A 24,376-nucleotide genomic window follows, 5' to 3' on the forward strand; every position below is an offset into this window, starting at 1 on the left:
CGGCGTCGTCCTTGTACTTCTGGCTATACCTCTTACGGTCGGTCATTGTGAAGAAGGGCTCCTAACAAGCTGTCTCACAAAACCATACGGCCGCATGCCCTGGCCCGGATCGCATAGAACGTCTTGCGCGTGATGCCGTGCTCGTCGCAGAACGTGGTGACGGACCCGCGTGGTGCATCATCGGGCCACTGAGCAATCGCAAGGCGGATACGGGCGTTGACGGGCTCATTCTTATTCACCCGCTACCTTGGCGTCCCATGCCATGCAGGTCAAAGCCGTGTTACCCCTCGAAAAGTGTCACCACCAAACCCGCCGAAGTGTCACCAATGTCCTGAGGCAGAACTGTCACCGATGTCCTGCGACATAACACCCCTACTTTAAAAGCACCCACCCGCGCGGCGTGCCGCCGTCGTTTTGCCGGACCCACCCACGACTTTGCATCAGCCCTGGGGTTCCGGTAGCCGCGGCCGGTCCGTTTGATGTGTTTTATTGCCGTGTTTGTTGGCCTCTACCTTGGCCGTGGTTGTCCCGGTGACGATGAGGACTTCGATCTCGGCCCACCAGCGGCACACCGTCCGGTAGAGCCTGTTCGCTTCGGGCAGCGCGGCCTGCGCCGCGAGGTCGGCCAGGGTGGTTTTCGCGGCTGCGGCGTCGTGGAGGGAGCCGGTGCGCAGCAGGGTGCGGAGCTGTTCCTTGACCTGCCAGGCGGCCCTGAGCTTGCCGGTCGGGTCGTCGGTGTCGAAGACGCCGGCCAGCCGGTGCTGTCGACGTTCGGAGGGGTTTTCATCGGCTTTCAGCAGCAGCATGCGGTGCGCCCAGGCCGGGTCGGTGGCCCTGCCCCGCCGGCCCCGGACCTGCTGGGACAGGCCCTGCCGGACCGAGGTGAGCATGTGGTTGGCCAGCATGGTCATATGGAAAAGATCCACCGACACGGCGCTGCGCGGCAGCCACATCCGCAGCGCCTTCCTGAACGCCGCGGAGGGATCGATCGCGACGACCTGCACGCCGAGCCGCCATTCCAGCGGGCGGGCGAAGAGCCAGTCCCCGAGGCCCTTGTGGTCCCGTCCGTCCACGATGCCCAGGACCTGGCCGGTGTCCAGGTCCACGATCGTGGTCATCCAGGGCTCGTACCGGGTCCAGGCCTTCGTACCGGGGTCCTGGAAGAACCGCACGGACCGGTAGCGGTGCTCGTCGATGCCCAGCATCCTGGGTGCGAGGAGGTCCACGTCCGGCAGGCGCAGGGCGGCGTCACCGATGGCCGGCTGGACCAGCCACCACGAGATCCCGAACGCCATGGCAGTCTCGGACACGGCCCGGCCGGAGGCGATGACCGCGTCCAGCACCGTCTTCCGCAGCCGCCGCGTAGACCGGGCCCGCCGCGGCACCTGCGGCGTCGCCTCGCAGAACGATTTCCGCTCGCACAGGTACTCGTCACAGAACCAGCGCCGCTTGTCCCAGAGCAGCTCCACCCTGCCGGCGACGGGAATATCCCGCAGCTGCTGGCATCGGCGTTCCTTGACCCGGGAGACCCCGCAGCTCGGGCACCCCGGCGGGAACGTGGATTCGACCGTGACATGGCGCACCCCGCCAGGGAGCAGCACGGTGCCGGTGAGACATGGTAATCGGGCAGGTTAAAGATCATGCTGGCAGCATCATGGCCAGCCACAGTAGGCTCTAACAAGGCTCGTGGTTCCTGTTCAGGTTGAATGCGTAGTAACACTCATCCCAGCAGAACCACGAGTCCTCTGCTATCTACAACACGAACCTATTTCCCCGGGAACCTTGAAGAGCCGCCAAAGAACGCTCGGCAACGCTCGCTGCAGCCCGCGCGAAACACCCCGAACGCTTCACCAGCACCACCGACCCAAAAATCCTCGCGCTCCCAGGACCAGCATGGATCAACCAGCCCAAGGAAATCACCGAAAAGCCACGCGCCTAACTCCCGTTGGTACCGTTCAGCTTGAAAAATTCCGGGCTGGCGACGGTCTCAAATCCTTCACACACCTCCGGAAACCAATTAGGTGCTGAGTATCGCCTGAGGCTGGCGCGATCGCATCCAATCGATCAGCCGGATATGAGCCCCACTAGCAGAACCGCTAGCGCAGGCCCGGTCAAGCATCTCCAACGCCTCGCTGGTCCTGTCCGACGCAATCAATAACCAGGCATGAAAAATACCAGCCCCCGGACACCCCCGCGAAGCTGCCTCGCTATACGGGAGCATGTACTCGGACAAATTAAACGCTCCCGCTGTTTTGGCAACGAATACTCCCAATGCCGCTGGAAACACTTGCCCTATGCCATCGGCATCCCGCTCAATCAGAGCCGCCAACAGAACCTCAGCCTCAGTGTCTCGTCCTACCTCGAAATAGTGGGCGGCGAGGACTATTGGGTAGAGCTCGTTGTCAGAATCGAAGGACATTGCCGCCCGTAGAATGGGATCAGCCTCGGCGAGCGAGCGATTCTTACGGCCGTAAAAGTAGGCAAACCAGTAAGCAAACGCAGCCTGCAGCGGCTCGTACATCGTTGCGTTGATGGCGAGATCAGCTAAGGAAATCTGCGTAGTATCTTGACCGGCAAGCACTTCCATAGGGTCGCTAAAAAGCTTCGTTCCACTAATCCACGAGGCCTGCTTGGCGAATCCGCTGCTGCCAGCATAAATAGCCTGACAGCGTGACATCAGAACTAGTTCGTACATTGCTTGTGCCGCGTCGGATTTGAACTTGACAGTCTGAATCTGATCGACCGATAACACTCCGTACTGAGCACAAAGGTAACTAATAACCTCCTTATCCTGCCCAAAAATGAGGACTTCTTTCCCCAATTTCAGTGCTTCGACAACCATCGCCTTGGCCACGGGAAGCGTTATTCCTTTATAGGTATAGTGGAGCCATTTACGATACGGCCCGTAGAAGACGTCGCCACTTCTTAAGTGGAAACCGACGGTTCTTTCGGAAAGCTCAACGGCACGTGCAACTTCAACGGCCTGCTTAATGTCTGGATGAAAGTCTATTCGGTCAAACGCCGCCTGGAGACTGAAGTAAGCAGCATCACTGTCACCAATCCCAAATATATCCTTCAGCCCTAGCCGGGGGGCCCGCCAACCCTTCAAGGTCGAAAGATCACGGCGGGCTTGAGCAGCGGTAAGATTGGTTCCCCTAAGTTCAGGATACTCACTGCTATCGAAGGAACCAATCATATATCTCTGAATAAAGCTATCGGCGAAGAAGTCCTCAGCGGGAATTATCGCGTGGTCTTTCAGCTGAGCCGCGCCAGCGATTTGTGTGTTCCAGACGAAACGAAAATCTGCGTTAAAATTTTCAGATAACCAGAGACCGTTGAGAATCGCATTTAGTCGCTCACCCAAGCCATCCCCACGGGCAGCGATTACAGTCTTACGCTCCACGAATACTTCCACTTGAGACAAATGAAGATACTCACTTTCCGTGAGCGAAATACGCACGAAACGCGCATCAATCTTTCCACCAAGGGCAAATTCAATACTTGGACCCCAATACACGATCCCGCGATGTATATCTATCCAGTCGACCAGATCGTTTGAGACCTGCACGCACAACGTTCGTGCCCGATCTTGCTCCCTATCCTTTCGATTCTGGATACGAATAGAGATGATCGGGTAGCGATCTTCCAGGTCCACCATCCACCACGGTTTTGCCTCACGTTCAGTGTGAAAGGCGAATCGTTTGTGGTCCAATCCGTCAACGGCCCTAGACGACTCTGCTTGCGAAGCAGATCGGTAAAGGGAGCTCTGGGTGGTGGGCTTACGATAAGCTATATTTGTAGGGGTAGAATTAATTTCAGTCAACACACTATCTCCAAGTGGCTAATACCACCATTTATTATTTGCCGCAAAACTATCGTAACTCGATAGATTGGCTCGGATCCCTTGCGGTCCATGTAATCCGCTGAATTTGAGCTGATGTTAGAAAAACCGCGGTTCCCTCTAGCAGATTCCAAATACCATCGAATTCAATAGTCGGTTTACGAATAGCCGGCGCAAGATGTGTGGCCCACGATCAGCCGCCGCTCCCTCGTACAAGTTGGACATTTTCTCTGTACCATTCCACAGTACTGCGGAGGCCGTTCCTCAGGCTGATGCTGGAGCGCCACCCGGTACCGGCCAGCTTAGAAACGTCCAGCAGTTTTTGCGGCGTACCGTCAGGTTTAGACGTATCCCATTCCATTTCACCGGTATAGCCCACTGCATCAGCCACAATACCTGCCAGTTCTTGGATTGTGACATCCGAACCAGTACCTACGTTCACATGTTCCGCACCGTCATAGTGCTCCAGCAAGTGCAAACAAGCGCTGGCCATGTCATCCACGTGAAGGAACTCGCGTCGAGGAGCGCCCGTCCCCCAGTTCGTCACGGTGCCGGCCCCGTTTCGGACCGCATCATCGTAGCGCCGGATGAGTGCCGGCAAGACATGAGATTCGTTTGGAGAAAAGTTATCCTCTGGGCCATATAGATTTGTAGGCATCGCAGAAATCCATGGAAGACCGTACTGCCGACGGACGGCTTGGACGTGCAAAATTCCAGCGATTTTAGCTATTGCGTACGCATCGTTTGTCGGTTCCAGATGCCCCGTAAGCAGAGAGTGCTCGCGGATTGGCTGCTCGGCCAACTTCGGGTAGATGCACGAGGAACCCAAAAACAAAAGCCGCTCCACACCGAACTCACGAGCTGCGTCCAGGACGTTGACCTGGATCCGTAAATTGTCGCTCAGGAAATCTACGGGATAGGTGCTGTTTGCCAGGATGCCACCAACCCTCGCCGCCGCGAGCGCAACATAACGTGGCTTGGATTCTGCAAAGAACGCAAAAGTTGAATCGCGGTCCTTGAGATCTAACTCTCTTGAGGTGCGACCCACTAGATTATTGAATCCTCCAGACTGGAGGACGCGCCAAATGCTCGATCCTACTAAGCCTCGGTGCCCAGCCACATAGAATGTCGCGTCGCGGTCCAGCGGACCCGGCGTGAAGTCAACGCTCGTCATTACGCATTCCAACTGTCGAGGTCGACCTTGTCAACCCAATGATTACCGGCGTGTGACCGAGCCTTGATGTCCGCGTCCACCATTATGCGTGCAAGCTGCGGCGTCTCCACGGTGGTCTTCCAGCCCAGCTTCGCATGAGCCTTCGACGGATCCCCGATCAAGGCGTCAACTTCCGTCGGACGCAAGTACCGGTCATCAAATTTGACATGTTCCTCCCAATTCAGCCCCACATGGTCGAAAGCAACCTGAAGAAAGTCCTTCACCGTGTAACCGGAACCGGTGGCCAGGACGAAATCCTCCGGTTCGTCGACCTGCAGCATGCGCCACATGCCTTCGACGTACTCCGCCGCATATCCCCAGTCACGGACGGCGTCCAGATTGCCCATATACAGATCACTCTGCTCGCCGCTTTTGATCGCGGCCACGGCTCGGGTTATCTTGCGAGTTACGAAAGTCTCACCACGACGCGGAGATTCATGATTGAACAGAATACCATTGACGGCGAACATGCCGTATGCCTCTCGGTAATTCTTTGTGATCCAGTAGCTATAGACTTTCGCTGCTCCATATGGGGAACGTGGGTAGAAAGGGGTGTCTTCGCCTTGCGGCGGCGGAGTCGCACCAAACATTTCAGAAGTAGAAGCCTGATAAAACCTTGTTTTGATGCCAGACATTCGCACAGCTTCCAGCAGGCGAACCGTGCCCACGCCGGTAGTATCTGCGGTATGCTCTGGCTCATCAAACGACACCCGAACATGCGATTGTGCTGCGAGGTTGTACACCTCATCAGGATTAATCTCCGCCAAGAGAGTAACAAGCCTTGCGCCGTCGCTGAGGTCGCCATAGTGCAGGAACAGTTTAGCAGCCGGATCGTGCGCATCCACATATAGGTGATCGATTCGAGCAGTGTTGAACGTCGACGCACGACGAATCAATCCATGAACTTCGTACCCCTTCTTCAGCAACAACTCCGCCAGGTAGGAGCCGTCCTGCCCAGTAATTCCCGTAATCAAAGCGCGTTTCGTCATTGGTAACTGACCTCTGTTATTCGTTGCCGTCTTCAAATGCGGCCTCCGATGTGTTCATAGCTTCCATCTATCCGCTCACGCGGGTAGACGGGCAGACCCTAACTATACTTGGCCCTGCTGGATCTATGAATTGTGGTCCCGTCGGCTTCCGCGACGGATGGCGATCGAGGCGGCAGAGGGTGGTGGGGAGGGGAACCGCACAGATCCTCGTTGCCCACGGAGAACTCGTTGTGGACGTTCCGTCCACGCTTGCCATGAAAGTCTGGGTCCGCTCCGCGGGCGCTGTTACAGCGACCGCGAACGCTTCAGCCGGGACACAGGCCTGCGGCAGGCAAATCTGCGCCCGTTGCAGTGGCAGCCCAGACCACAACGCGCCTGGCTGGTCAACCGTCTGCACAGAATCCTGCATGAACTCATACATGTCGTCGCTGGCAGCAGCAGGTGGCTGGTGAGGCGCTCATCGCTGCGATAGATCTCCAGCATGGTCTCCGTGACACGAAGATCAACATTCGAGCCGATGTGGGCGAACGGCACGGAGTAAAAGTTCTTCGCCCAGACCACGTGGCCGTTGCGCCCAACTTTGCGCCCATAGGTCCAGGTGCTGATCTCGAACGCCACCGCCGGCAGCGGTTGCAACACCGGCTTCTCCTCGGCGGTGAACACGCTCAGCCGGGAGCCCTCCCGCTTCTGGAACGGCTGCCTGTTATAGGCATCGATCTGCTCCCGAATCCGTCTCCGCAACTGCGCCAGGCTCGTGAACACCTCTTTCCTCAACCCGGCAATCACCCAGGTGGCGACGTGCGAGACAGTGTTTTCCACGCTCGCCTTGTCCTTCGGGTGCCTCACTCGGCCCGGTAGTACCGCCGCTGAATAATGCGCCGCCATCTCCCGATACGCGTCGTTGAGCACGACCTCACCCTCGCGCGGATGAGAGATCACCCCGGTCTTGAGATTGTCGGGCACGAGCCGCGGGACCGTGCCGCCGAAGAACGCGAACATCTCCGCATGCGCGCGCAGCCACGAATCCTGCCGCATATCCAGGCACGCCTCCACGAACGCATACCTGCTGAACGGCAGACACGCGACGAACAAATACACCTTCGAGACCTCTCCCGTTGCCGGATCGACCAGCTGCATCGTCGGCCCAGACCAGTCGACCTCGATGCTGCGGCCGGCCTTGTGGCCGACCCGGGACGAGGCGCCAGTGACCATCGCGTGATCGCCATAAAGCCTGCAGAACCGGTCATAACTCATCGCCGCTTGCCCCGCCCGACCGGATGCGTCGACATACTCCTGGTGCAGCAGCTTCAACGTCACCCCAACCCTGGCCAGCTCCCGGTGCACCTGGCCCCAGTCCGGCTGCATAAACACGCTCTCGCGCACCCCACGGCCGGGAAATAGCGCCAGATAAACCTCACCATCAGACAAATCAGCAACGTCATCCCAGCCGAGCCCTGCCCGATCAGCAGCCTCGATCACCGCCTGAACGCTGTGCCGAGACATGCCCTGAGCAGACGAGATAGCCCTGCCCGATAGGCCTTGATTGCGAAACTGCAAAACCAGTTTCGCCTTGATCTTCCGTACCATTGCCGGTAATCCTTCCGCCACGTGGCCCTCACGTGGTGGAAGGAGCCTTACAGATGGCGCTCACCCACACCGACACTGGCGCTCACCCACGCCAATCGGGATTCCGACCACGGCGCTCACCCGCACCACCTCTGGACCCCCTGAAGGCCAATATTCACTACCAGGTGCGGCAATATGCCGGCTGGTACCGGCACATCACACTCTCCATGTTCGCCCACGCCTTCCTGACGGTCATACGCTCTAAAAAGGGGGCCCTGCCGCCGGGACCGGGGACCTGATCCGGCTCTCCCTGCCGGAAATCAGGCGCCTGCTGGTCCGGCTGGTCTGGTACCGGCCACTACGCCCCGACCCGATCCTCAGGCATTCGATCTGGCGGCGGAAACACCAACAGCGAGCCCGCTACTGTCATTACAAGGCCCGGGGGCACACCCCATAAACGCGGCTGTAGTACTAGTCAGCACGTTCGGATAGATCCATAGTTCCACGACCGCGGCGTATTCGGGCTGGCGTCCAAGTCTGGTTTCAAGTACGAATGATGTACTGAAAAAACATGAGCGATGCCATTCTAATCGACGAGCAACTACGAAGCTAGGGGAACCTTGACCAGCCAGCCTGAATCTATGCTAGAGCCATCCTCAACAGTATTTGATCACCTAAAGCAGCAGAACAGTTTACTGTCGGAGCTGACCGAGCTGCTCACGACGCGGACAGAGCTGGCCACCTCGACCAGCTCTGAAGTAACCACAACCCGGCGCACAGTTGAGAGCTTGAAAACCATCCTGGGTGCCCCGCTCCTTACCCGGGTCCGGGCCGCGATCATGCGCAAGCAACCCGGATTCATGGAAACACTTGAACTGATACGCGACGAAGAACTGAGCTTCGCACGTTTCGGAGACGGCGAGTTCCGCCTGATGACGCGACTGGACTTCAACCTGTGTTAACGCCAACCGAAAATAGGGCCATTAGTGCCAATTGAATACGGGGCCACAGGGCCGCTGTCTCCCTGCTTTTCTTCGGCATCCGCGCCTCAGCCTCCGCGCTGGGCAGGAGGCTCGAGTAAGGGCTCAATTCCTATTTTGCGAACGCACGTTAGACCGTCAGTACTACGCTTTCAAATTTGCTAATTGCTTCGTCCTGGTAAGATTGATAATCGAATTTTTGGGGCTTTGTTTTCCCCTCTAGGAATTGGTTCATCCCGGAAACAAGACCACTAACACTATTGTCGACTAGAAGGCCATAGCCGTCCTCCAACACACTTTTGGGGCCCACAACATCCGTTGAGATGACAGGCTTTCCAAGAATCAAGGCTTCGAGGACCACGAGGCCCTGTCCTTCATAGTCAGACGAGAAAACAAAGCAGTCGGCGCGTTGAAGCGCCGGAAACGGGTTTAAACGCAGCCCGGCCAGGAGCACACTGGACTCCAGTGACAGGTCCTCTATGAGATCCTGCAGATCCTGCTGCAGCGGTCCATCGCCGAGGATTGTCAGCTTGCAATTAGGGTTCGCCTCGACTATTTTAGCGAACGCGCGGATGAGTTTGGCGTGACCCTTCTCGGGGGACAGGCGTCCGAGTGTCACAAAGTTCGTGGACTCTACATCCATCCACTCGTGCAGATCTTCTTCAAGCGGATCTGCAGCCAGTTCCTTCGCCTCGTCGGCGTTGACCACGTTGTTGCAGTAGTCAAATTTAGCCTCCGGCAGGTCGAAAGCTTCGGATAATTGACGAATATTCTCTTCGTTGACGCTCTTCGTGACGGACACCAGTTGATCGTACTTTCCATAGAGACGGAACATCGATTCTAGGTAACGGAAGCGGTGGCGCCATTCACGGTGCATGTCATTGTGCAGGTAAATGGACTTCCTGGCTGCAGGGTTGGTGGTGTTTGCGAACAGTGCTGCCCAATACCTTGCGTAGCCTTCAAAGCAGACCACTGAATCGAAGCGGGCGTCGCCGAACAGGCGACGGAATTCCCGTTTGAAGGCACGATCGTATATGTCCCAGAGCTCGGGAGTTGCGAGGTCGCCGGTGGCATTAAACTTGTCGATCACCCATCGTTCTTCCGCGGTCACGAGCTGGACGCCCACCCGCCCCAGAACTTGGACATGCCCGGGATGCTGTGCAAACTTTTCGAGTCGCCGTTCTTCGGAGTTGACGGCGGACGGGTCGATCGCCACGAACATTCGATTGCTGCCGCTGTCTACGTTTCTGACAAGATTCAGATAGGACGTGGTTATTCCGTTTGGAATGAACGAGCCTTGATAGAAGAGCACATTGCGCTTCGGGCTTTGATCCAGTGGAACGACACATTCAGTAGCATCGAAGAAGAAGAAGTCGATCGCTCGTTGAGTGGACGATCCGTCTTCAATGGCGCAGAAAGTGTCTATACCGCGCAAGTACTTCTCGTCTGTGGCCGCCTCATCCTGTAGGGCGGTCGAGACTTCATGGAGAAGCCCGGTGGTTTCAATGCACACTCGACCAGGCAGCGTTTCTAACTCAAAGTACAGTCCCCGCTCAGAAGCGTATTCATCAAGGTCGTAGGCAAAGTAGACGATGGGTCGCCCGGTCGCCATGAAATCAAAGAAGATGCTGGAGTAGTCGGTGATGAGTACGTCCACTACGGCGAGCAGGTCGTTGGTCGGGATGTCGTCCGGCACCACGAACTTGTCCAGCGCTCCTTCGGTCCCCTCCTTGGACGTCAGCGCATGGCCTCGGTACAGTGGCACGCAGTCAAGCGTCGCAAGCTTCTCCATAACACTTGGAACGTCAACGTTGCCCTTCTCGAGCGAGCCAAGGGAGCCGCGCCAAGTGGGTGCGTAGAGCACGATCTTCTGGCCGTCGTTTATCCCCAAATGACGGCGTAGCTCCAGCTTTTGCTGCTCACTGGCTCCAACGGTGGCGTCGATGCGCGGGTACCCTGTGACTGCCAGTTGTCCTGCGAAGATGCCCTCGACATCGTACTTTTCGATGAGACACTCTGCGGTGAACTGGTTCGGAGCAATCATGTGTGTTGTATGCAGGAAGTTCCGCGCAGCATTCCGATGATCCATGAAGCCGTTTTTGATGTCCCGGCCCAGCGTCTTGAGCGGAGTTCCATGCCACGTGTTCAGGTACTTCTGACCCTCACGCCGGATGAAATAGGGAGGGAATGTGTTGTTATTGATCAAATGCGTCGCCGTGGACAGATAACGCAAGTAGAGGTCGCTATCACGGGTGGCGAAAATGACGTTAGTCCGGCCGGCCAGCTCGTGCGGAATTCTGTTCTTGTCATTGAGTACCCATACGTGAGTCCAAGAGTCGAACTGAGGATCGGCCAAGAGGTTCCGGCAGATCTGCAAGGGATTGCACGAAACGGAGTTGCCATGGCTGCTCTCGTACAGGACCGTCGTCGGCGCCAGAGGGAGTGTCTCAAGGAACTCGGTGTAGATCATCGACTGGTTGAGCTCTTTGTTTTTGCGATAGGGAGCTGTGTCGACGCCGTGTGCCCGTTTGAACAGGCGTGTTTCCAGGTATGCACGGCAAGCCGCCTCAAAGTTCCCGATTTCTTGTAGCGCGCGGCCCAATCTGTAGTAGGCGTTGGGGGAGTGGCTCTCCATCCGCTTGACGGCGGTGTCGAAGGCTTCCGCGGCGGGGACGCGCATTCCCCGGAGCTCCAGGCGTTCCCCGGCCTCTAAGCACCGCTGGGCTGATTGTGATCTCAGCGCGGCGGGCAGGGTATCGACAAGGAGTCTTTTCTCATAGACGCTCGCCGGTTGGTCTTTCCTTCCGGTTGCAGCCTCGGTTTTTGGTTTGAGCGTGGCGGCGAATGAGAGGCACGCGCCTTCAAAGTCGCGTGCCTGAGTAAGGACGTAGCCCAGGCGGTAGTACCAATACGAGGGGGCAGGGCTATTCAGACTAATCGCGTATTCGTACGCGGAAGCGGCATTGCCCCACTCACCGAGCCGCTCGTGGGCGAAGCCCAAGCCGTAATGCCACTGTGGAACAGAGGGGTCCATAGCCACGGCGGACCGGAACGATTCAATGGCCTCGCGCCACTTGTAAGAGCGCATGAGGGCATAGCCGAGCTTGTAGTGCAGCTCAGCTGACGTTCGTTCATGACGAAGGGCACTCCTGAACGCATCCGCGGCGGCTACCCATCGACCCCTTTTCTGGAAGAACACGCCTACGCCGAAGGCTTTCGCCTGCAGCTCAGTATCGGCAGCGACAGCCCGCCGGTAGGGGCGCCGGGCCTTGCCGGGCTGCTCTAGGAGCTCCCAGCACCAGCCCTCACGGAAGTGGAGATCCGCCTGTTCAGGTTTCAGCAGCGCCGCAGCAGCATAGTTCTCGCCGGCCTCGGCGAACCTGTTCATCGAGAACTGCGCATCAGCCAACTGGACGAGCCATGCGGGATCGTCGCTGTTGACACGCAAGCCGTCAGTCAGCGCCTCGATCTGCTGCCACAGCGGGGCCTTGCTCGTTACGAGCTCCTGTACTCGTTCGCGGTGGCGGCGGCCCTCGGAGCGACGCATTTCAAGTAAAGCTGCCTGTGTCTGCTCTGCCGACGCCTCTGCTGCAACCAGCCGGTGCATCCATCGGATCCGTCCGGGGTCCAGGGCGAGTGAGGACTCATAAGACGCCACGGCGGCGTCGTAATTCCCCAGCTGTTCCTGGACATAGCCCAGGCGGTAGTGCCACGAAGCCATGTCTGGTTCCAGCGCCGTAGCTTCTTGGAGATGCGCAGCGGATTCCTCGAATTGCCGGAGGTGGAAGTGGGCATGACCGAGCCGGAAAGCTAGCTCGCCATCGGGACCGTTCGCGCCGTCCAGCAAGGCGGTGTAGACCTCAACGGCGGCGGCCCATTCTTTCCGTTCTTCAAGAAGTAGGCCATGTTCGATCGTTTTTTGCGCGGGGCTCATAATTTTTGCTGCGTCCTAAGTTCGTGGCTGCCATCAGGTCAAACCGGCTGGCGCCTGGCAAGGCTGGTGTTCGTGTCGCGGCCGCGGCCTAGCTCTCCATGGGTGAAGACGAGCGGCTGGATCCCACCGGCACCGGCGCGCTTGCGCCGTCCGGCCACAGCGCATCGAACACGCGCTGGGTGGCCTCCCCGTCACATTGCGAGGCAAACTCCTCGACGAAAGCCTCATATTTAGGCGCGTACCGGCGCGAAACCGAAGAGATGTTCTTGATGGACCGGACCACTTGCTCCGTGGTGTTGTGCAGGGGACCGGGCGCCTTTTCTTCGAGATCAAAGTAGAAGCCGCGGGTCGCGTCCCGGTACTGCGCGATGTCCGGTGTCAGGAAGATGATCGGCTTGCCGGTGACACAGAAATCGAACATGACGGACGAATAATCGTTCACCAGGATGTCCGCGGCCGTGTAGAGGTCGTTGACTTCCGGGTATTCGGTCACATCGATGACAAACTTGTTTGCCGCCGTCTGCCGCTGGCCGGCGATGTTGTGGTGTCCGCGCAGCAGCAGCACATAGTCGTCGCCGAGCAGCTGCTGGGCCTTTTCGAAATCGAGGTACGTGACCATTTCATACTGCCGTGAGGCGTTTTTGGCATCGTCGCGCCAGGTGGGCGCGTAGAGAATCGCCGTCTTGCCCTCGGGGATGCCAAGCCGGCTGCGGATGCCCTGGCGGTCCTCGGCCATCCGCTCGCGGGTCAGGCTGTCGTTACGGGGATAGCCCTCAGTCACAACCCGTCCCTCAAAGCCGAAGCAATTGGCCAGGACCCCGGCCGCGTAGTCGTTCTGCGCCAGCAGCGCATCCCAGTACTCCGCCTCCCGCCACATCAGGTTCCAGTAAGACAGCGAGAAGTTGGTCCGGGCGACATCGTTGCCGAGCTTCTTGAGGGGTGTCCCGTGCCAGGTCTGGATGTAGACCTGCCCCTCGCGCTTGCGGAAGTAGAACGGGAAATTGTTGTTGTTGATCAGAATCCGGGCCTCGGTCAGGAGCCGGTACCACAGCCGGGAACCGATCAGCACCGGGTCGGTTCCCGCGGGCACGGGCACCGAAAAATCAGCAACGGCCCAGTACATGGGCCACTGGCTTCCCCGGCGCTCGAATTCCTCCAGAAGGCGCCGCGGGCTGTCTGTGGCGCGGCGTCCGCCGAAGCACATGAACAGGATGGCGTCCGTAAGCTCAGCGTCGCCGCCCGCCGTTACCGGGGTACGGAGCGCCTGCTGATCGAACCGACCCACCTCATCAGCCGCGAAGGGGGGCCGCAGGTGGATGGTCAACGCCGCCGCCTTGGCAGTGCGGCTCAGGCCGACTTCCAGTCGGCCCGCCTCCATCCGCCGGGGCATCTGCGTCTGAAGCCCGGACGACGCCGGGAACCAGTGGCCGAGGTGGTCGGCGACTCCCGGTGGAACGAAGCGCACACTGTAGGCGCCGGCCTCCGGCATCACGTCCTCGCCGCCCCACGGGTTCTGGGGCAGCAGGAAATCGGCGGTGAAGGCGTTGCTTCCCTCGTTTGTACGGACCGTCAGCGAAACGTCGGTCGCGGGGATTATTGCCTTTCCGCTGGCGAGGACAAACCGGGGCGAGTGGATGACGGGCAGGTCGGCCGTACCTTCGATCCGCAGGATGCGCTTGTCGGCTGACACCTCGACGGTGGAGGCAATGACGCGGGTCTTGCGCTCCTCCACGGTGATGAACCCGTACCCTGTCAGGCCCAGCCGGAGGCTGCGGGTCTGGTCCGACAATGCTTCCAGCTCGGCGGAACCTTCCGGCCACGCCACCGGCTGGGGGGTCTTGAACCCGCTGTCCAGGCGCAGCTGCCATTCATACTCGGCAGTGTTGGTGGCCTTGGGCCCCAGTGCCGGAACATTGATGACGTAGACGGCCCGGTTGCCGTCCACATCGAGGCACGTCGCCGTCTTCCTGATGCCCAACTTGGGGGACTCGATGGATACCTTGGCGGCCACGGGGGCCGAACGGGACTCGACAGTCAGCGTCAACGTTCGTCCCGTCAGCTCCAGGGAGGTGGCCACGTACAGCGGCGTGACCGGGACAAAGGTCAGGCCCGTGGTGCCCGGGCGCATCTCCACGGCCATCCGGGACGTTTCCAGCATCGGGCCCACGGGCAGTTGGCCGGTGGATCCGTTCAGGTCCCGGCGGGTCAATGGCTCTGCGAAGGTCCTGCCGCCGGCGGCGACAGTGAGGAGAACGTACCAGTCGGCGGGGGCCCCGGTTCCGCCCTGCATAACGGCCGGGTCGATCATGGCGCTGAACCCGGCTTCGGCGTAACTGGTCCAGTTGTCGTTGGATTCCCAGTCGATGGATTTGTCCGAGTGGCGCTGCACCGTCAACGGGACGTTCGCGCCGCTGCCGGCGTTGACCAGGGACATCTGGATCGCGAGGTTGCCCTCGAGCGGATCCACCGAGGAGATGTAGGCATGGCCGCCGATTTCAAGCCGGCCGTCGGCCTGCCAGGCGAAGCGCGTCATCTTGCTGATCAGGCGGAGGTCGATCTCGCGGCAGGGCAGGAGCTCCGGGTCGTAGCCGGTGAGTTCGTCGAGGTACCTGGGCTGTGCCAGCAGGCCGGATTCCGTGATCCGGGTGGGGAAGCTGGAGCTGTAGTCGCTGCGGTGGTTACAGATCCGGACAACGTCCTCGCGCTTGTCCGCGAGGACAGCCGAGAGGATGAGGCGGTTGTGGATTCTGATGAGATCCCAGTCCAGCTCCTGTCCGTCGCCGAGACGATGGACAGTGGCGTGCAGCAGATCCCAGTACCGGGGCTCGGTCCGGGGGACCACCTCGTAGTAGGGGAACAGCCCGTTGCCTAGCTCGCCGGAGAGCCAGCGACGGTACGTGTCCGGCGCTGAGAGTTCTTGGATCACGGCAGCCAGCGATTCGAGGCGGCTGAGGCGGTCTTGGAGGTGCCCCGTCTGGCAGAGCACTTCGCGTTCGGGCGTGCGCACGGCGGCGTCCAGGGAGGTGTCAACCACTGTGAGGTCCACGATGTCGAACGACTCTGCCCGGGTGTAAAGGGTCGGAACCGCCTGGTACTGCCAGTGCTCCCGGTCCAGTGCGACGTCGGCGGTTGCCGAGATCCAGAAGTCCCGAGTGAAGACCTTGTTGGCGAGGGCGCCGTCCAGCAGAATGTCCGGAACTTCCGAAACGGTCGCGGCGGGCCGCGGATCTGCATGGATTTCGCGCTGCCACGCCGGCGTGGTGCTGGTCTTGCCCTTAGCTATCCCCGTCATGCCGACGGCGAAGGACGAGCCGGTCTCACGCAGCGTTCCGAACATGACGTCCAGGCTGTTTTTCTTGACGACGTCGCCGGCCGTAAGGAACATCAGATACGGTGCCTCCGAATCCGCTACAGCGCGGTTGCGGGCTTCCTCCTCGCCGGCGCCAGCAAGCGCGAGGTACTTCACCCGACCGTCCCGCTGCGCGAACTGCTGGACCGCTTCTTGGCCCAGCCCCGCCAGAGAGGTATCAACGACGATCATGTCCATGGCGGACGGCTTCTGGCCGACAAGGCTCCCCAGCGTCTCGGCCGGATCACCTGCATAGTCCGTCAGGAGCACGACGACGGAGAGCTGCGGCTGCTGCAGGGTTGCAACCGGAGTTACGGTGACCGCCCGACGGGCTTTGGCGAGATTCGCCGGGTGGGCCACCTTCCGGATCTGCCGTTGCTGCTCCTGCGGCAAGGCCCGCCATACGCGACGAAGGTTCCTTTCGGCGGTGGCTTTCAGTGCAGCTAGTGCTTGGCTCTGCTTGGGACCTGGCATTCTTGTCTTCGCTTCTCTCGTCTGTTTCCAACCGGCGGTTGTCACGTGAACATGATTTGGTACAAGTCAATGGGGTGCTGGGCGGCGGTGGCCAGACGGTTGCCTGGTCCGCGCTCTACGGCATGCTGCCCTCTGCGCGTCTTGTCAATAATGGCACGGCGGCCGGCGACTGACCGATCCTGCGGCGTCAATTCAGAAGGGTTTCCTGAGGAGCAAGTCGACATTCTGGTCCCCGGCGCGTCCCATGACCGTCTCGCGGTCAAGTCCCGGACGGTTATTGGCGAGTTCGAGGCTCAATGCGGCCAGGGAGCGGGCGGTGTGCCCACCTTCATAGCTCACGCTCTCCGGCGCCGAGTGGTCTACCAGAGTGGCCGCGATGGACAGTGTTCCGTCTCCGTTGTCCAGGAGTTCGACAATCCTCGATTGCTGCGGGTAGTCGATCAGCGAGGCCGTGGTGATTTCCCAGAATCCGCCATATTCATATTTGGCTTTGTGCGGGACCACCCTGTGTTTGTGCCCATGGCCATTCATCCACGCGACCACGTTGGGAAAACGGGTGAGGAGTCCCAGGACCGCTGATCGGTTCAGGGGCGGCGGCCCGTCGTCGGATGTGTGCTTTTCCTCGGAAAAGGCGGACAGCGGATGGTGGCCGAATAAGACCACCAGGCGATCCTCCGTCTTCGAGGTGGTGAGCTTGCCCTTCGAGTCATAGAATTTCCCGGAAACACGCCGGAGTTCTTCCTCCAGCCAGTCGGCCTGGGCGGCGTCCAACGCGGCCTCGGTGCCTCCATCCGGGCTCGCGGTGTTGAGCATAATGCCCATAACGTCCGGCGATAGCTCGAACGTGTAGTAGGGCTCGACCCGTGAATTAGGGCCGGAGCCAAACTGGGCATACCCAGCGTCCTGCGGCCAGGCATCGAAGAACTCAGCCTTGCTGAACGCTCGCCGAAGTTTGGAGCCACTCACTTTTCGTGACGTCATGGACGCGATGAGACGCCGGCGTTCAGCGTCATCGGAACTCCTGACTGTTTTCCAGAACTCAGTTGGGTCCATGCCACGGGGCAGCCGGGTGGGAAGCCGGTCGCCGATTCGAATGGCATCGACGAACTCGGCCTTCGGCGAAATCGGACCGGACTCCGGCCGGCCGGCTTCATCGTGGTTACCCACGCCGATGTACCAGCGGAAATCCGAGCCTTCTGCTGCCACCGGCTTGATCGCCGCGGCGAGGAACCCCGGAACTGTGGGATAACCGTGCCGGGTTTTCCAGTCGTCCGGGGGCAGCAGCGAGGTTTCAGGCTCGGGATGCCAGATGCTCTTGGACAGTTCGAGGGGGGCAGGACCGTGATCCTGGATCCCCTGGTAGCTGACAGCCGGGTGTGAGCTCACCGGCACACCCTTGAACACGCCCACCGCCGCCGACAATTCAGTGAGGGCATATGAGTTCGTGAGGTCACCGGTAATCACCAGGCAATCCAGGGCTCGTTGGCTGACAGGGCCGCGCCCCACGGCATTGAGTTTTCCTACCATTGCGTTCAACACCTGAATCGTCAACAGGTCCTGTGGCCTGAACTTCCCCGAGTTCGGAAATCCTTCGGAGAAGTCCAAGTACTGCCACAGGAAGGACAGCCTCCCCGGATTCGCCGCGTCCAGCACATGCGAATCAGTCAGGAGCCCGAAAGCGGCCAGCCCTGTCCGCTTGCCGTTCGCGGCGCCGCTCCGGGGGCAGAGCTCCTCACGAATCTCTGTCTCGATAGCCGGCCCGCGCGCGAGCTGCCGGTACGGCAGACGCGACACGAGCCGGGGTCCGACGGTGACTGTGCCGTCCAAGGTTGTCGACGAGGCACCAAGCTGCGGCTCCGCCGGGGCACCGGGCTGGGGCTCCGGTGCACCAGACTGCGGCTTCACTCCGGCGTTGCCGGCGGACTCGGAGAGCCCCAGGACGGTGAAGCCGATCGCGCCGCCCAATGCCCACCGAACGGCGTCCCGTCGCGATGCTAGCTTCCTGATGTGTCGCACTTGCTGATGTGGTCCTTTGCTATTGCCCCTAGATGCTGGCGTTGGCGCGGATCAGGTCGTCCGGGAAGTCAACCTCAACGGCATAGAACTCGCTGATGTCCACGGGGGTCCACTTGACGTCGTCCTGCTTGATGGTCAGTTCGATCGCACCCTCGAAGTAGTCCTGGTCGTCGACCTCAATGAGGCGCTTGAGGAACTTCTTCTTGTCCTTCGAGCTGACGTAGTTGATGCCGACAGCCTCGCCCATTGCGACGTCCGCGGGCACCCGCTTGGAGAGCTCCTGGATCTTGCCGTCGGCGTCGGTGGTGTACTTGACTTCCTCGTCGGAAACCGAGGAGACATCGACGGTAATGAATGATTCGTCCCGCTTGATGTAGGGGATCAGCATCTCCAGGATGTCCGGGTCGAACACGACATCGCCATTCATCCACAGCACGCCGCCCTTGGCGGAATTCCTGATGGCCTTCAGGAGGCTCTTGGACGTGTTGGTCTGGTCAAAGTTCTCGTTGTACACAAAGGAAGCGTTGGGCACGTGCTCGAGGATCATCTCGAGCTTGAAACCGACCGCAATGGTGAGCCGAAGCTTTTTGCCGAACTTGTTCTGCAGGTTCTGCACCTGCTGGTGCATGATGGTCCGGCCATCACTGAGCTCGGTCATGGGCTTGGGGTGCGGACGCGCCAACCGCGTGCCCATTCCGGCGGCAAGAATTACGGCCTGGATTTTCATATGTTCATTCCTCTTCGACGAGCGATCCTGGTGGCGGGAGCGGCGAGCCGTGGCATCACTCAAGATCACCTCGGAACCGTCTGCACGGGCCAAAGGGAGCTTCCCCCGGGGTCAAGCATAACGGTTGAGCAACGCGGGTCCCAAAGCAGCAGGTCACCGAGCGTTAATGCCGTGTTAGCTTCGGCGCCGGCCTGTTCAGCCCAGCAGCAGCAGCGCGATGACCAAGGCCGGGACCGCGACGATAACCACTATGACGGCCACCAATGCCGTGAGGCGTTTGCGGCTGTACGTCACTTCCGCGTCGTCCGTGTCCAGATCGGCGGCGCGCTTGGCCGTCGCGGGGCGCTTGGCGGTCGCGGGGCGCTTGGCTGCCGGCGGGCGCTCAGCGGCCGGCGGGTGCTCTGGGGCCCGTGGAAGCGGCCGCGCGCCGGGGACCAGAAGCCAGTCCGGGATGTCCCCGTGAAGTCGGCGGCGGCGCAGGTGCCGCGGGGCGGCGACCAGCGGGGGAGCGCCGTAGGCAGGGTTTTCCAAGGTCTCGTCCTCCTCGCCAATGGAACATAAATCAGGCTGACGGGTTCAACCTTACGTTCATCAATTGTTACATTGCAGCCGGCTGATCCACGCATTCGGGCCGTAGGGACGCGTCGATGAGGCCCCCGGTTTCGATGACAAAACGCCGCAACCACTGGCCTGGGTCGAGATCCGGGTGCGAGGCAACCATCTGTACGTCCGCCGTCGTGCACTGGCCTATCAGCCGTCCGGCGCGGGTCACATGGTAGCTGGAGGTGACCACGGTGACGGACTTCCAGCCGTTGAGCGCCACGATCCGGGAAATCGCCCGCGCTTCGCCCCGGGTGTCCAGATCCGGTGGCCGGAAGCAGACCAGCGACGGGTTGGGGAATGCGGCCGAGCGGCAGACGGCGTCGGCCGCCCTGTTGCCGAAGGTGTCCGTGGAGGAAAGTACCAGGACGGGGATGCCGAGGTCCTGCTGGAGGCGCTGCGCCGCGGGCAATCGTTCCGAGGCGGCGCCGCCGAGCATGATGACGGCATCCGTGCGGTGCACGGTCAATGGATCGGTGTTGACGAAGAGCTGCACGGCGACGATCAGCCACAGCAGGAAGCCCCCGGCGGTGAAGGCAAGCGCCCTGCGGGTTGCGGTAGTCACCGCGGGGACGGAAGGAAGCACGCGTCAGAGTCTTTCACGCGCGGTTGACTGGGCGAAATGGTGGGAAATTCCTGCGCCAAAACTCACAAAGAAAATGGCGCGCCGTTCTTGTGGAGGAAGTGACGAAAGTGTGTGGGGTGACAGATGTGATTTGACGCTTATGCTATAGGCACCCACGTAGGCTCACCAACAGGTCTCAACCTTTAGGTCCCACCCTTAAGCGAGCAATCTTGCGAAAACTGAACATAGCGGCAACCGTCATTGCCGCCGTGATGTTGGCAGCCGCGCTGCCACCGGCAGCCTCCGCCGCGACGCAGATTGATGCGGGTGTTCCGGTGGCCGTCCCCTCGGTCACGGATCCTTTGCCCGCACCACAGGTGGACGACTTCGTCCGGCCGGAGCCGCCGGCCGGCAGGGCCAAATCCGAGTACACCTACGTGAGTGCACCGCTCGCAGGGACCATGAAAACCACGCTGGTGACGGTCCGGCTGGCCGATAAGTCGGCAGCGGCAACCGACGATGCCGTGCCCATGGACGCAGCCAAGGCGTCCATCAGCGCCGCCAAGAGCTACTGGCGGAGTGCGACATCTGGCCGGGTGGACATCTCCCTGGTCGAGACCAGGACGCTCCACAAATCGGCCGCCCGGTCCAACCAGTCGCCCGGCGAAATCGCCGACATCGTGACGGCCGAGCTGGGCTGGGAACAGAACCCGTACACTGCCCTGGTGATGTTCGTTCCCGGGGCCTACCTGAACAACGGTGCCGCCGGCATGACCTACAGCAACGGGAACATCGGCGGCCGGATCGTGATGCCGCAGAACAGCAGGCTCACTACCCCCGTGCTGGCCCATGAGTTCGGCCATGCCCTTGGGATGGACCACGCGAACAGCCTGCAGTGCGGCAGCGGGGCAGCCGACGTAGCCTCCGGACCCTTCGCCGGATTTGCCGACTCCACCTGCACCATCAGGCCCTACGGTGACAACCTGGACCTGATGGGCATCTCGCACTGGGACCTCATGCCGGTCATCAGCGCCAGCTTCTGGGAAATGGGACGGTTCGGGAACGGCGACGAAATCGCCAACCTCGGCACCATTTCTTCGCCCCGCAACGTCACACTCAAGCCCTGGGCCGGCACCGGAGCGAACCGGGCCGCGAAGTTCACGGATCCGAAGTCCGGTGAGGTCTACTATTTGGAGTTGCGGGCCCCGGTGGGCTATGACAGCGTGATCGCCCAGAAAGGCAACCGCGGCGTGAAGATCACGCAGCAGGGCGGCGGCAATTCCTCCATCCTGCTGCCGCCGAACACCCGTCCCTTCGCCGGCTACTACAGCAACACGCAGGCGTGGCAGGAAGGCCAGACCTTCACCACGCACGCCGGAACAAAGGTCTCGATCGATTCGGTCAGCAACTCCGCCGCCACTTTGACAATCCGTCCGCCCGGCGCTCCCGCGACGGGATCCTTTGACCGCGCAAACTCCTCCGTCACGTCCTCCGGCGCCTACCTCAAGGTGGACGGCTGGGCCGTGGACCCGTCCAAAAGCTCCGCCTCCACCCAGGCCCACGTCTATGTCACGGCCCCGAACGGGACGCAGACGGGCTACGCGCTGACGGCGGACAAGGCCCGTCCGGACGTCAACTCGGCCCTGCGCATCAGCGGAAACCACGGCTTCCAGAGCTCCATCGCCGTCAAGGCGGCTGGCACCTACCAGGCCTGCGCCTATGCCATCGGCGCCGCCGGCAACACCGCGCTGGGCTGCCGTAAGGCGACCTTCACCGGGACGCCGGCCGCGGAAGGCTTCCTGGACTCGGTGAGCACGGCGATGGAATCCGGCCAGCCCAAGCTCAAGCTCCGCGGCTGGGCCGTGGACCGCGGCACTCCGGCGGCCTCGATCCCGGTCCACGTCTACGTGACCACCCCCGACGGCGTCACCACCGGGCAGGCTTTCACCGCGGACCAGACCCGCACGGACGTCAACCAGGCGTTCGGCATCACGGGGAGCCATGGTTTCGCCGTTACCCTCCCGGCCACCCAGAGCGGTGACTACAAGGTCTGCGCCTACGGCATTTCCGTCTCGGCCTTGGCCGCAGCGCCCAATTCCCCGCTTGGCTGCCGGACGGTCACCGCCGGCGCCGCCGATTATCCGCGCGGATACCTGGACTCCGCGGACTTCACGAACGCCAAACCGTCAGCGGCTCTCCGGGTGGCCGGCTGGTCCTACGACGTCGGTACGCCCTCAAAATCGATCCCCATCCACCTCTACGTCACATCACCGGATGGCTCCACCAAGGTGGTGACAACCACGGCCAACCTGCCCAGGCCTGATGTCAACGCCGCCATGAAGATCAGCGGATCCCACGGCTACCGGACCAGCATCCTTGTGACACAGACAGGGAACTACCGGGTCTGCGCCTACGGGATCGCGGTGACCGCCTTCGCGAAGGGCAATAAGTTCCTCGGCTGCAAGGACATCCGGACAACGGCGGCCGCGGCCCCGGTGGGCTACGTGGATGACGCGCGCATCGATGCCAGCAGCCCGTCCGCCGTCGTCAGGGTGTCCGGCTGGAGCCTCGAACAGGCGACGCCGTCGGCATCGAACAATGTCCACATCTACGTCACGGGCCCGGACGGCAAGAGCACCGGTTACGCCTTCACCGCCAACCAGGCCCGGGACGATGTCAACGCGGCGCTGTCCGTGTCCGGCCGCCATGGCTACAAGGTCAGCATCCCCATCACCCGGTCCGGCCAGTACCGTGTCTGCGCCTACGGCATCTGGGTGAGCCCCCTTAACGGGGGCAACACGCTGCTGGGCTGCAGGGACCTCACGGCGGTGGCTGCGTCTGCCCCGACGGGCTACCTGGACACCGTGACCCTGACGGGCACGAGCGCCAGCAAGTCCGTGACCGCCGCCGGCTGGACGGTGGATCCCAGCTTCCCGAGCCGGAGCGTGCCGGTCAACGTCAGCGTCAGGTTTCCGAACGGCACGTCGAAGATCTTCAAGTCCACCACCAACGTTGCCCGGCCGGACGTCAACGCTGCGCTGAGAATCAGCGGAATCCACGGCTACCGCACGGCTGTGCCGATCTCGAGCCGCGGAAAATACAACGTGTGCGCCTCCAGCCCGGGAATCACGGTGCTCACCACCGGCGTCTCCCAGCTCGGGTGCAAAGCCATCACCTACTGAGAACTGCAGCCGCGCAGGGCCCCAGGCCGGACACCAGGCAAGCCGTCAGGCCGGGCGGATGTAAGCGACTCTCGGGGCGCCGTTAGTCCTGCGTTCACCTCGGACCGCCATTCTCTTTACCTGAGACACCTACCTTCGATGAAGGTACAAAACGTGCCCAACTTCCTCTTGGCGGACTAGCCGGAGGGATCTCTGAGCTGCCGTGATGCAGTGGCCCTCGCCGCCACCACGCTTGACTGCAGCACAAACGTTGAGGAGAACCGGGCAGTGCGTGCAGAATGCGACGTCGTAGCGGATACGGCCGCACAGCCGCCGCAGGGTCAGGGAGACGGGCGCCGGGAACTGCCGGGCGTCGTCGGCGGCATGCGCAAAGCCGTGTGGCATTTGAGAGCCGGTGGCATGGCTCAGCTCCTGGAGTGGAGACGGCGGCAGAAGGCGGAACCGGGCATCCCTGACCCGCAGGGCACCAAGGGTCCCTCAGCGGGGGAGCAGGCGGGCCGAGGATCAAACCGGCAGGTGCAGTTTGCGCCCTACGAATCCTCCCGGCTGGGACGGCGGCGCACGGATCTGAACGTGGGCGTGATTCTTGACGATTTCACGCGTACCGCTTTTTCGTTCGAATGGAATCTGCTCGAACTGCGCAGGGAGCTGTGGCGTGATCAGCTGGGGCAAAACCGGATCGATTTCTTGTTCGTGGAATCTGCCTGGAACGGAAATTCCGGATCCTGGCACGGTCAGCTCACAGGTGCCGCCGGCCCGGGCCTGGAGTTTGTCCGGCTCATGGAATGGTGCAGCGCGCACGGAATTCCGACCGTCTTCTGGAATAAGGAAGACCCGCCCCACTACGATGATTTCCTTCCGGCAGCCAGGTTGTTTGACCACGTCTTTACCAGTGATTCGGACCGCATTCCTGACTACGTGAGGGATTTGGGCCATGACA

At 61.0% G+C, this 24,376-nt stretch carries 13 protein-coding genes and 3 pseudogenes; 3 read left to right on the forward strand and 13 right to left on the reverse strand.

Going from position 1 to position 24,376, the window contains the following annotated elements; all coding sequences use genetic code 11:
• Window positions 1-95 precede the first annotated feature (95 nt).
• The 6 genes and pseudogenes from ABIB26_RS21685 to istA form a co-directional block, all read right to left on the reverse strand.
• Window positions 96-239, reverse strand: a pseudogene (locus ABIB26_RS21685) (IS481 family transposase); the annotation flags it as partial.
• A gap of 201 nt (window positions 240-440) precedes the next feature.
• Window positions 441-1,601, reverse strand: a complete 1,161-nt coding sequence (locus tag ABIB26_RS21690; protein ID WP_354248058.1) for an ISL3 family transposase — start codon at window positions 1,599-1,601, stop codon at window positions 441-443.
• Between the two features lie 416 nt (window positions 1,602-2,017).
• Window positions 2,018-3,826: a discoidin domain-containing protein gene (locus ABIB26_RS21695; protein ID WP_354248060.1), complete on the reverse strand. Its 1,809-nt coding sequence runs from the start codon at window positions 3,824-3,826 to the stop codon at window positions 2,018-2,020.
• 208 nt (window positions 3,827-4,034) lie between these two features.
• Entirely contained in the window at window positions 4,035-5,015 is a 981-nt protein-coding gene (locus ABIB26_RS21700; RefSeq protein ID WP_354248062.1) for a GDP-L-fucose synthase family protein, read from the reverse strand.
• Entirely contained in the window at window positions 5,015-6,043 is a 1,029-nt protein-coding gene (gene gmd, locus ABIB26_RS21705) for a GDP-mannose 4,6-dehydratase (RefSeq protein WP_354248064.1), read from the reverse strand. Before gmd ends, ABIB26_RS21700 begins: the two co-directional genes overlap by 1 nt.
• 426 nt (window positions 6,044-6,469) lie before the next feature.
• Window positions 6,470-7,630 (reverse strand): annotated as a pseudogene (gene istA / locus ABIB26_RS21710) (IS21 family transposase); the annotation flags it as partial.
• Between the two features lie 155 nt (window positions 7,631-7,785).
• On the opposite strand from istA, the pseudogene ABIB26_RS23810 reads away from it, so the two are divergent.
• A pseudogene (locus ABIB26_RS23810) lies at window positions 7,786-7,908 on the forward strand (IS701 family transposase); the annotation flags it as partial.
• A gap of 321 nt (window positions 7,909-8,229) precedes the next feature.
• Entirely contained in the window at window positions 8,230-8,571 is a 342-nt protein-coding gene (locus tag ABIB26_RS21715; protein WP_354248066.1) for a hypothetical protein, read from the forward strand.
• A gap of 148 nt (window positions 8,572-8,719) precedes the next feature.
• Here the strand turns inward: ABIB26_RS21715 and ABIB26_RS21720 are convergent, their stop codons facing one another.
• From ABIB26_RS21720 to ABIB26_RS21745, 6 genes are all read right to left on the reverse strand, one after another.
• Window positions 8,720-12,523: a CDP-glycerol glycerophosphotransferase family protein gene (locus ABIB26_RS21720; protein WP_354248068.1), complete on the reverse strand. Its 3,804-nt coding sequence runs from the start codon at window positions 12,521-12,523 to the stop codon at window positions 8,720-8,722.
• 88 nt (window positions 12,524-12,611) lie between these two features.
• Window positions 12,612-16,346 carry a CDP-glycerol glycerophosphotransferase family protein gene (locus ABIB26_RS21725; protein ID WP_354248070.1) on the reverse strand — a complete coding sequence of 1,245 codons (3,735 nt, stop codon included), beginning with the start codon at window positions 16,344-16,346 and terminating at the stop codon, window positions 12,612-12,614.
• 192 nt (window positions 16,347-16,538) lie between these two features.
• A complete protein-coding gene (locus ABIB26_RS21730) occupies window positions 16,539-17,999 on the reverse strand; it encodes a metallophosphoesterase family protein (protein WP_354248071.1) in 1,461 nt (486 codons plus the stop codon).
• 391 nt (window positions 18,000-18,390) lie between these two features.
• Window positions 18,391-19,089: a phosphocholine cytidylyltransferase family protein gene (locus tag ABIB26_RS21735; protein ID WP_354248073.1), complete on the reverse strand. Its 699-nt coding sequence runs from the start codon at window positions 19,087-19,089 to the stop codon at window positions 18,391-18,393.
• 195 nt (window positions 19,090-19,284) lie between these two features.
• On the reverse strand, window positions 19,285-19,620 hold the full coding sequence (locus ABIB26_RS21740) for a hypothetical protein (protein WP_354248074.1): 336 nt from the start codon (window positions 19,618-19,620) through the stop codon (window positions 19,285-19,287).
• Window positions 19,621-19,687: 67 nt separating this feature from the next.
• On the reverse strand, window positions 19,688-20,275 hold the full coding sequence (locus ABIB26_RS21745) for a YdcF family protein (protein WP_354248076.1): 588 nt from the start codon (window positions 20,273-20,275) through the stop codon (window positions 19,688-19,690).
• Between the two features lie 209 nt (window positions 20,276-20,484).
• On the opposite strand from ABIB26_RS21745, the gene ABIB26_RS21750 reads away from it, so the two are divergent.
• On the forward strand, window positions 20,485-23,436 hold the full coding sequence (locus ABIB26_RS21750; RefSeq protein ID WP_354248078.1) for a zinc metalloprotease: 2,952 nt from the start codon (window positions 20,485-20,487) through the stop codon (window positions 23,434-23,436).
• A gap of 504 nt (window positions 23,437-23,940) precedes the next feature.
• Here the strand turns inward: ABIB26_RS21750 and ABIB26_RS21755 are convergent.
• Complete coding sequence (locus tag ABIB26_RS21755; protein ID WP_354248080.1) at window positions 23,941-24,372, reverse strand: hypothetical protein; 432 nt, start codon at window positions 24,370-24,372, stop codon at window positions 23,941-23,943.
• Window positions 24,373-24,376: the final 4 nt, after the last annotated feature.

It is taken from the genome of Arthrobacter sp. UYEF20 (genome assembly GCF_040546335.1).
Lineage (GTDB): Bacteria > Actinomycetota > Actinomycetes > Actinomycetales > Micrococcaceae > Arthrobacter.

Coding starts and splice junctions, on each gene's coding strand:
- ABIB26_RS21700 (WP_354248062.1), bottom strand. CDS start 5,015: ATGACGAGCGTTGACTTCACGCCGGGTCCGCTGGACCGCGACGCGACA.
- gmd (WP_354248064.1), bottom strand. CDS start 6,043: ATGACGAAACGCGCTTTGATTACGGGAATTACTGGGCAGGACGGCTCC.
- ABIB26_RS21720 (WP_354248068.1), bottom strand. CDS start 12,523: ATGAGCCCCGCGCAAAAAACGATCGAACATGGCCTACTTCTTGAAGAA.
- ABIB26_RS21725 (WP_354248070.1), bottom strand. CDS start 16,346: ATGCCAGGTCCCAAGCAGAGCCAAGCACTAGCTGCACTGAAAGCCACC.
- ABIB26_RS21735 (WP_354248073.1), bottom strand. CDS start 19,089: ATGAAAATCCAGGCCGTAATTCTTGCCGCCGGAATGGGCACGCGGTTG.
- ABIB26_RS21755 (WP_354248080.1), bottom strand. CDS start 24,372: ATGGCCCAAATCCCTCACGTAGTCAGGAATGCGGTCCGAATCACTGGT.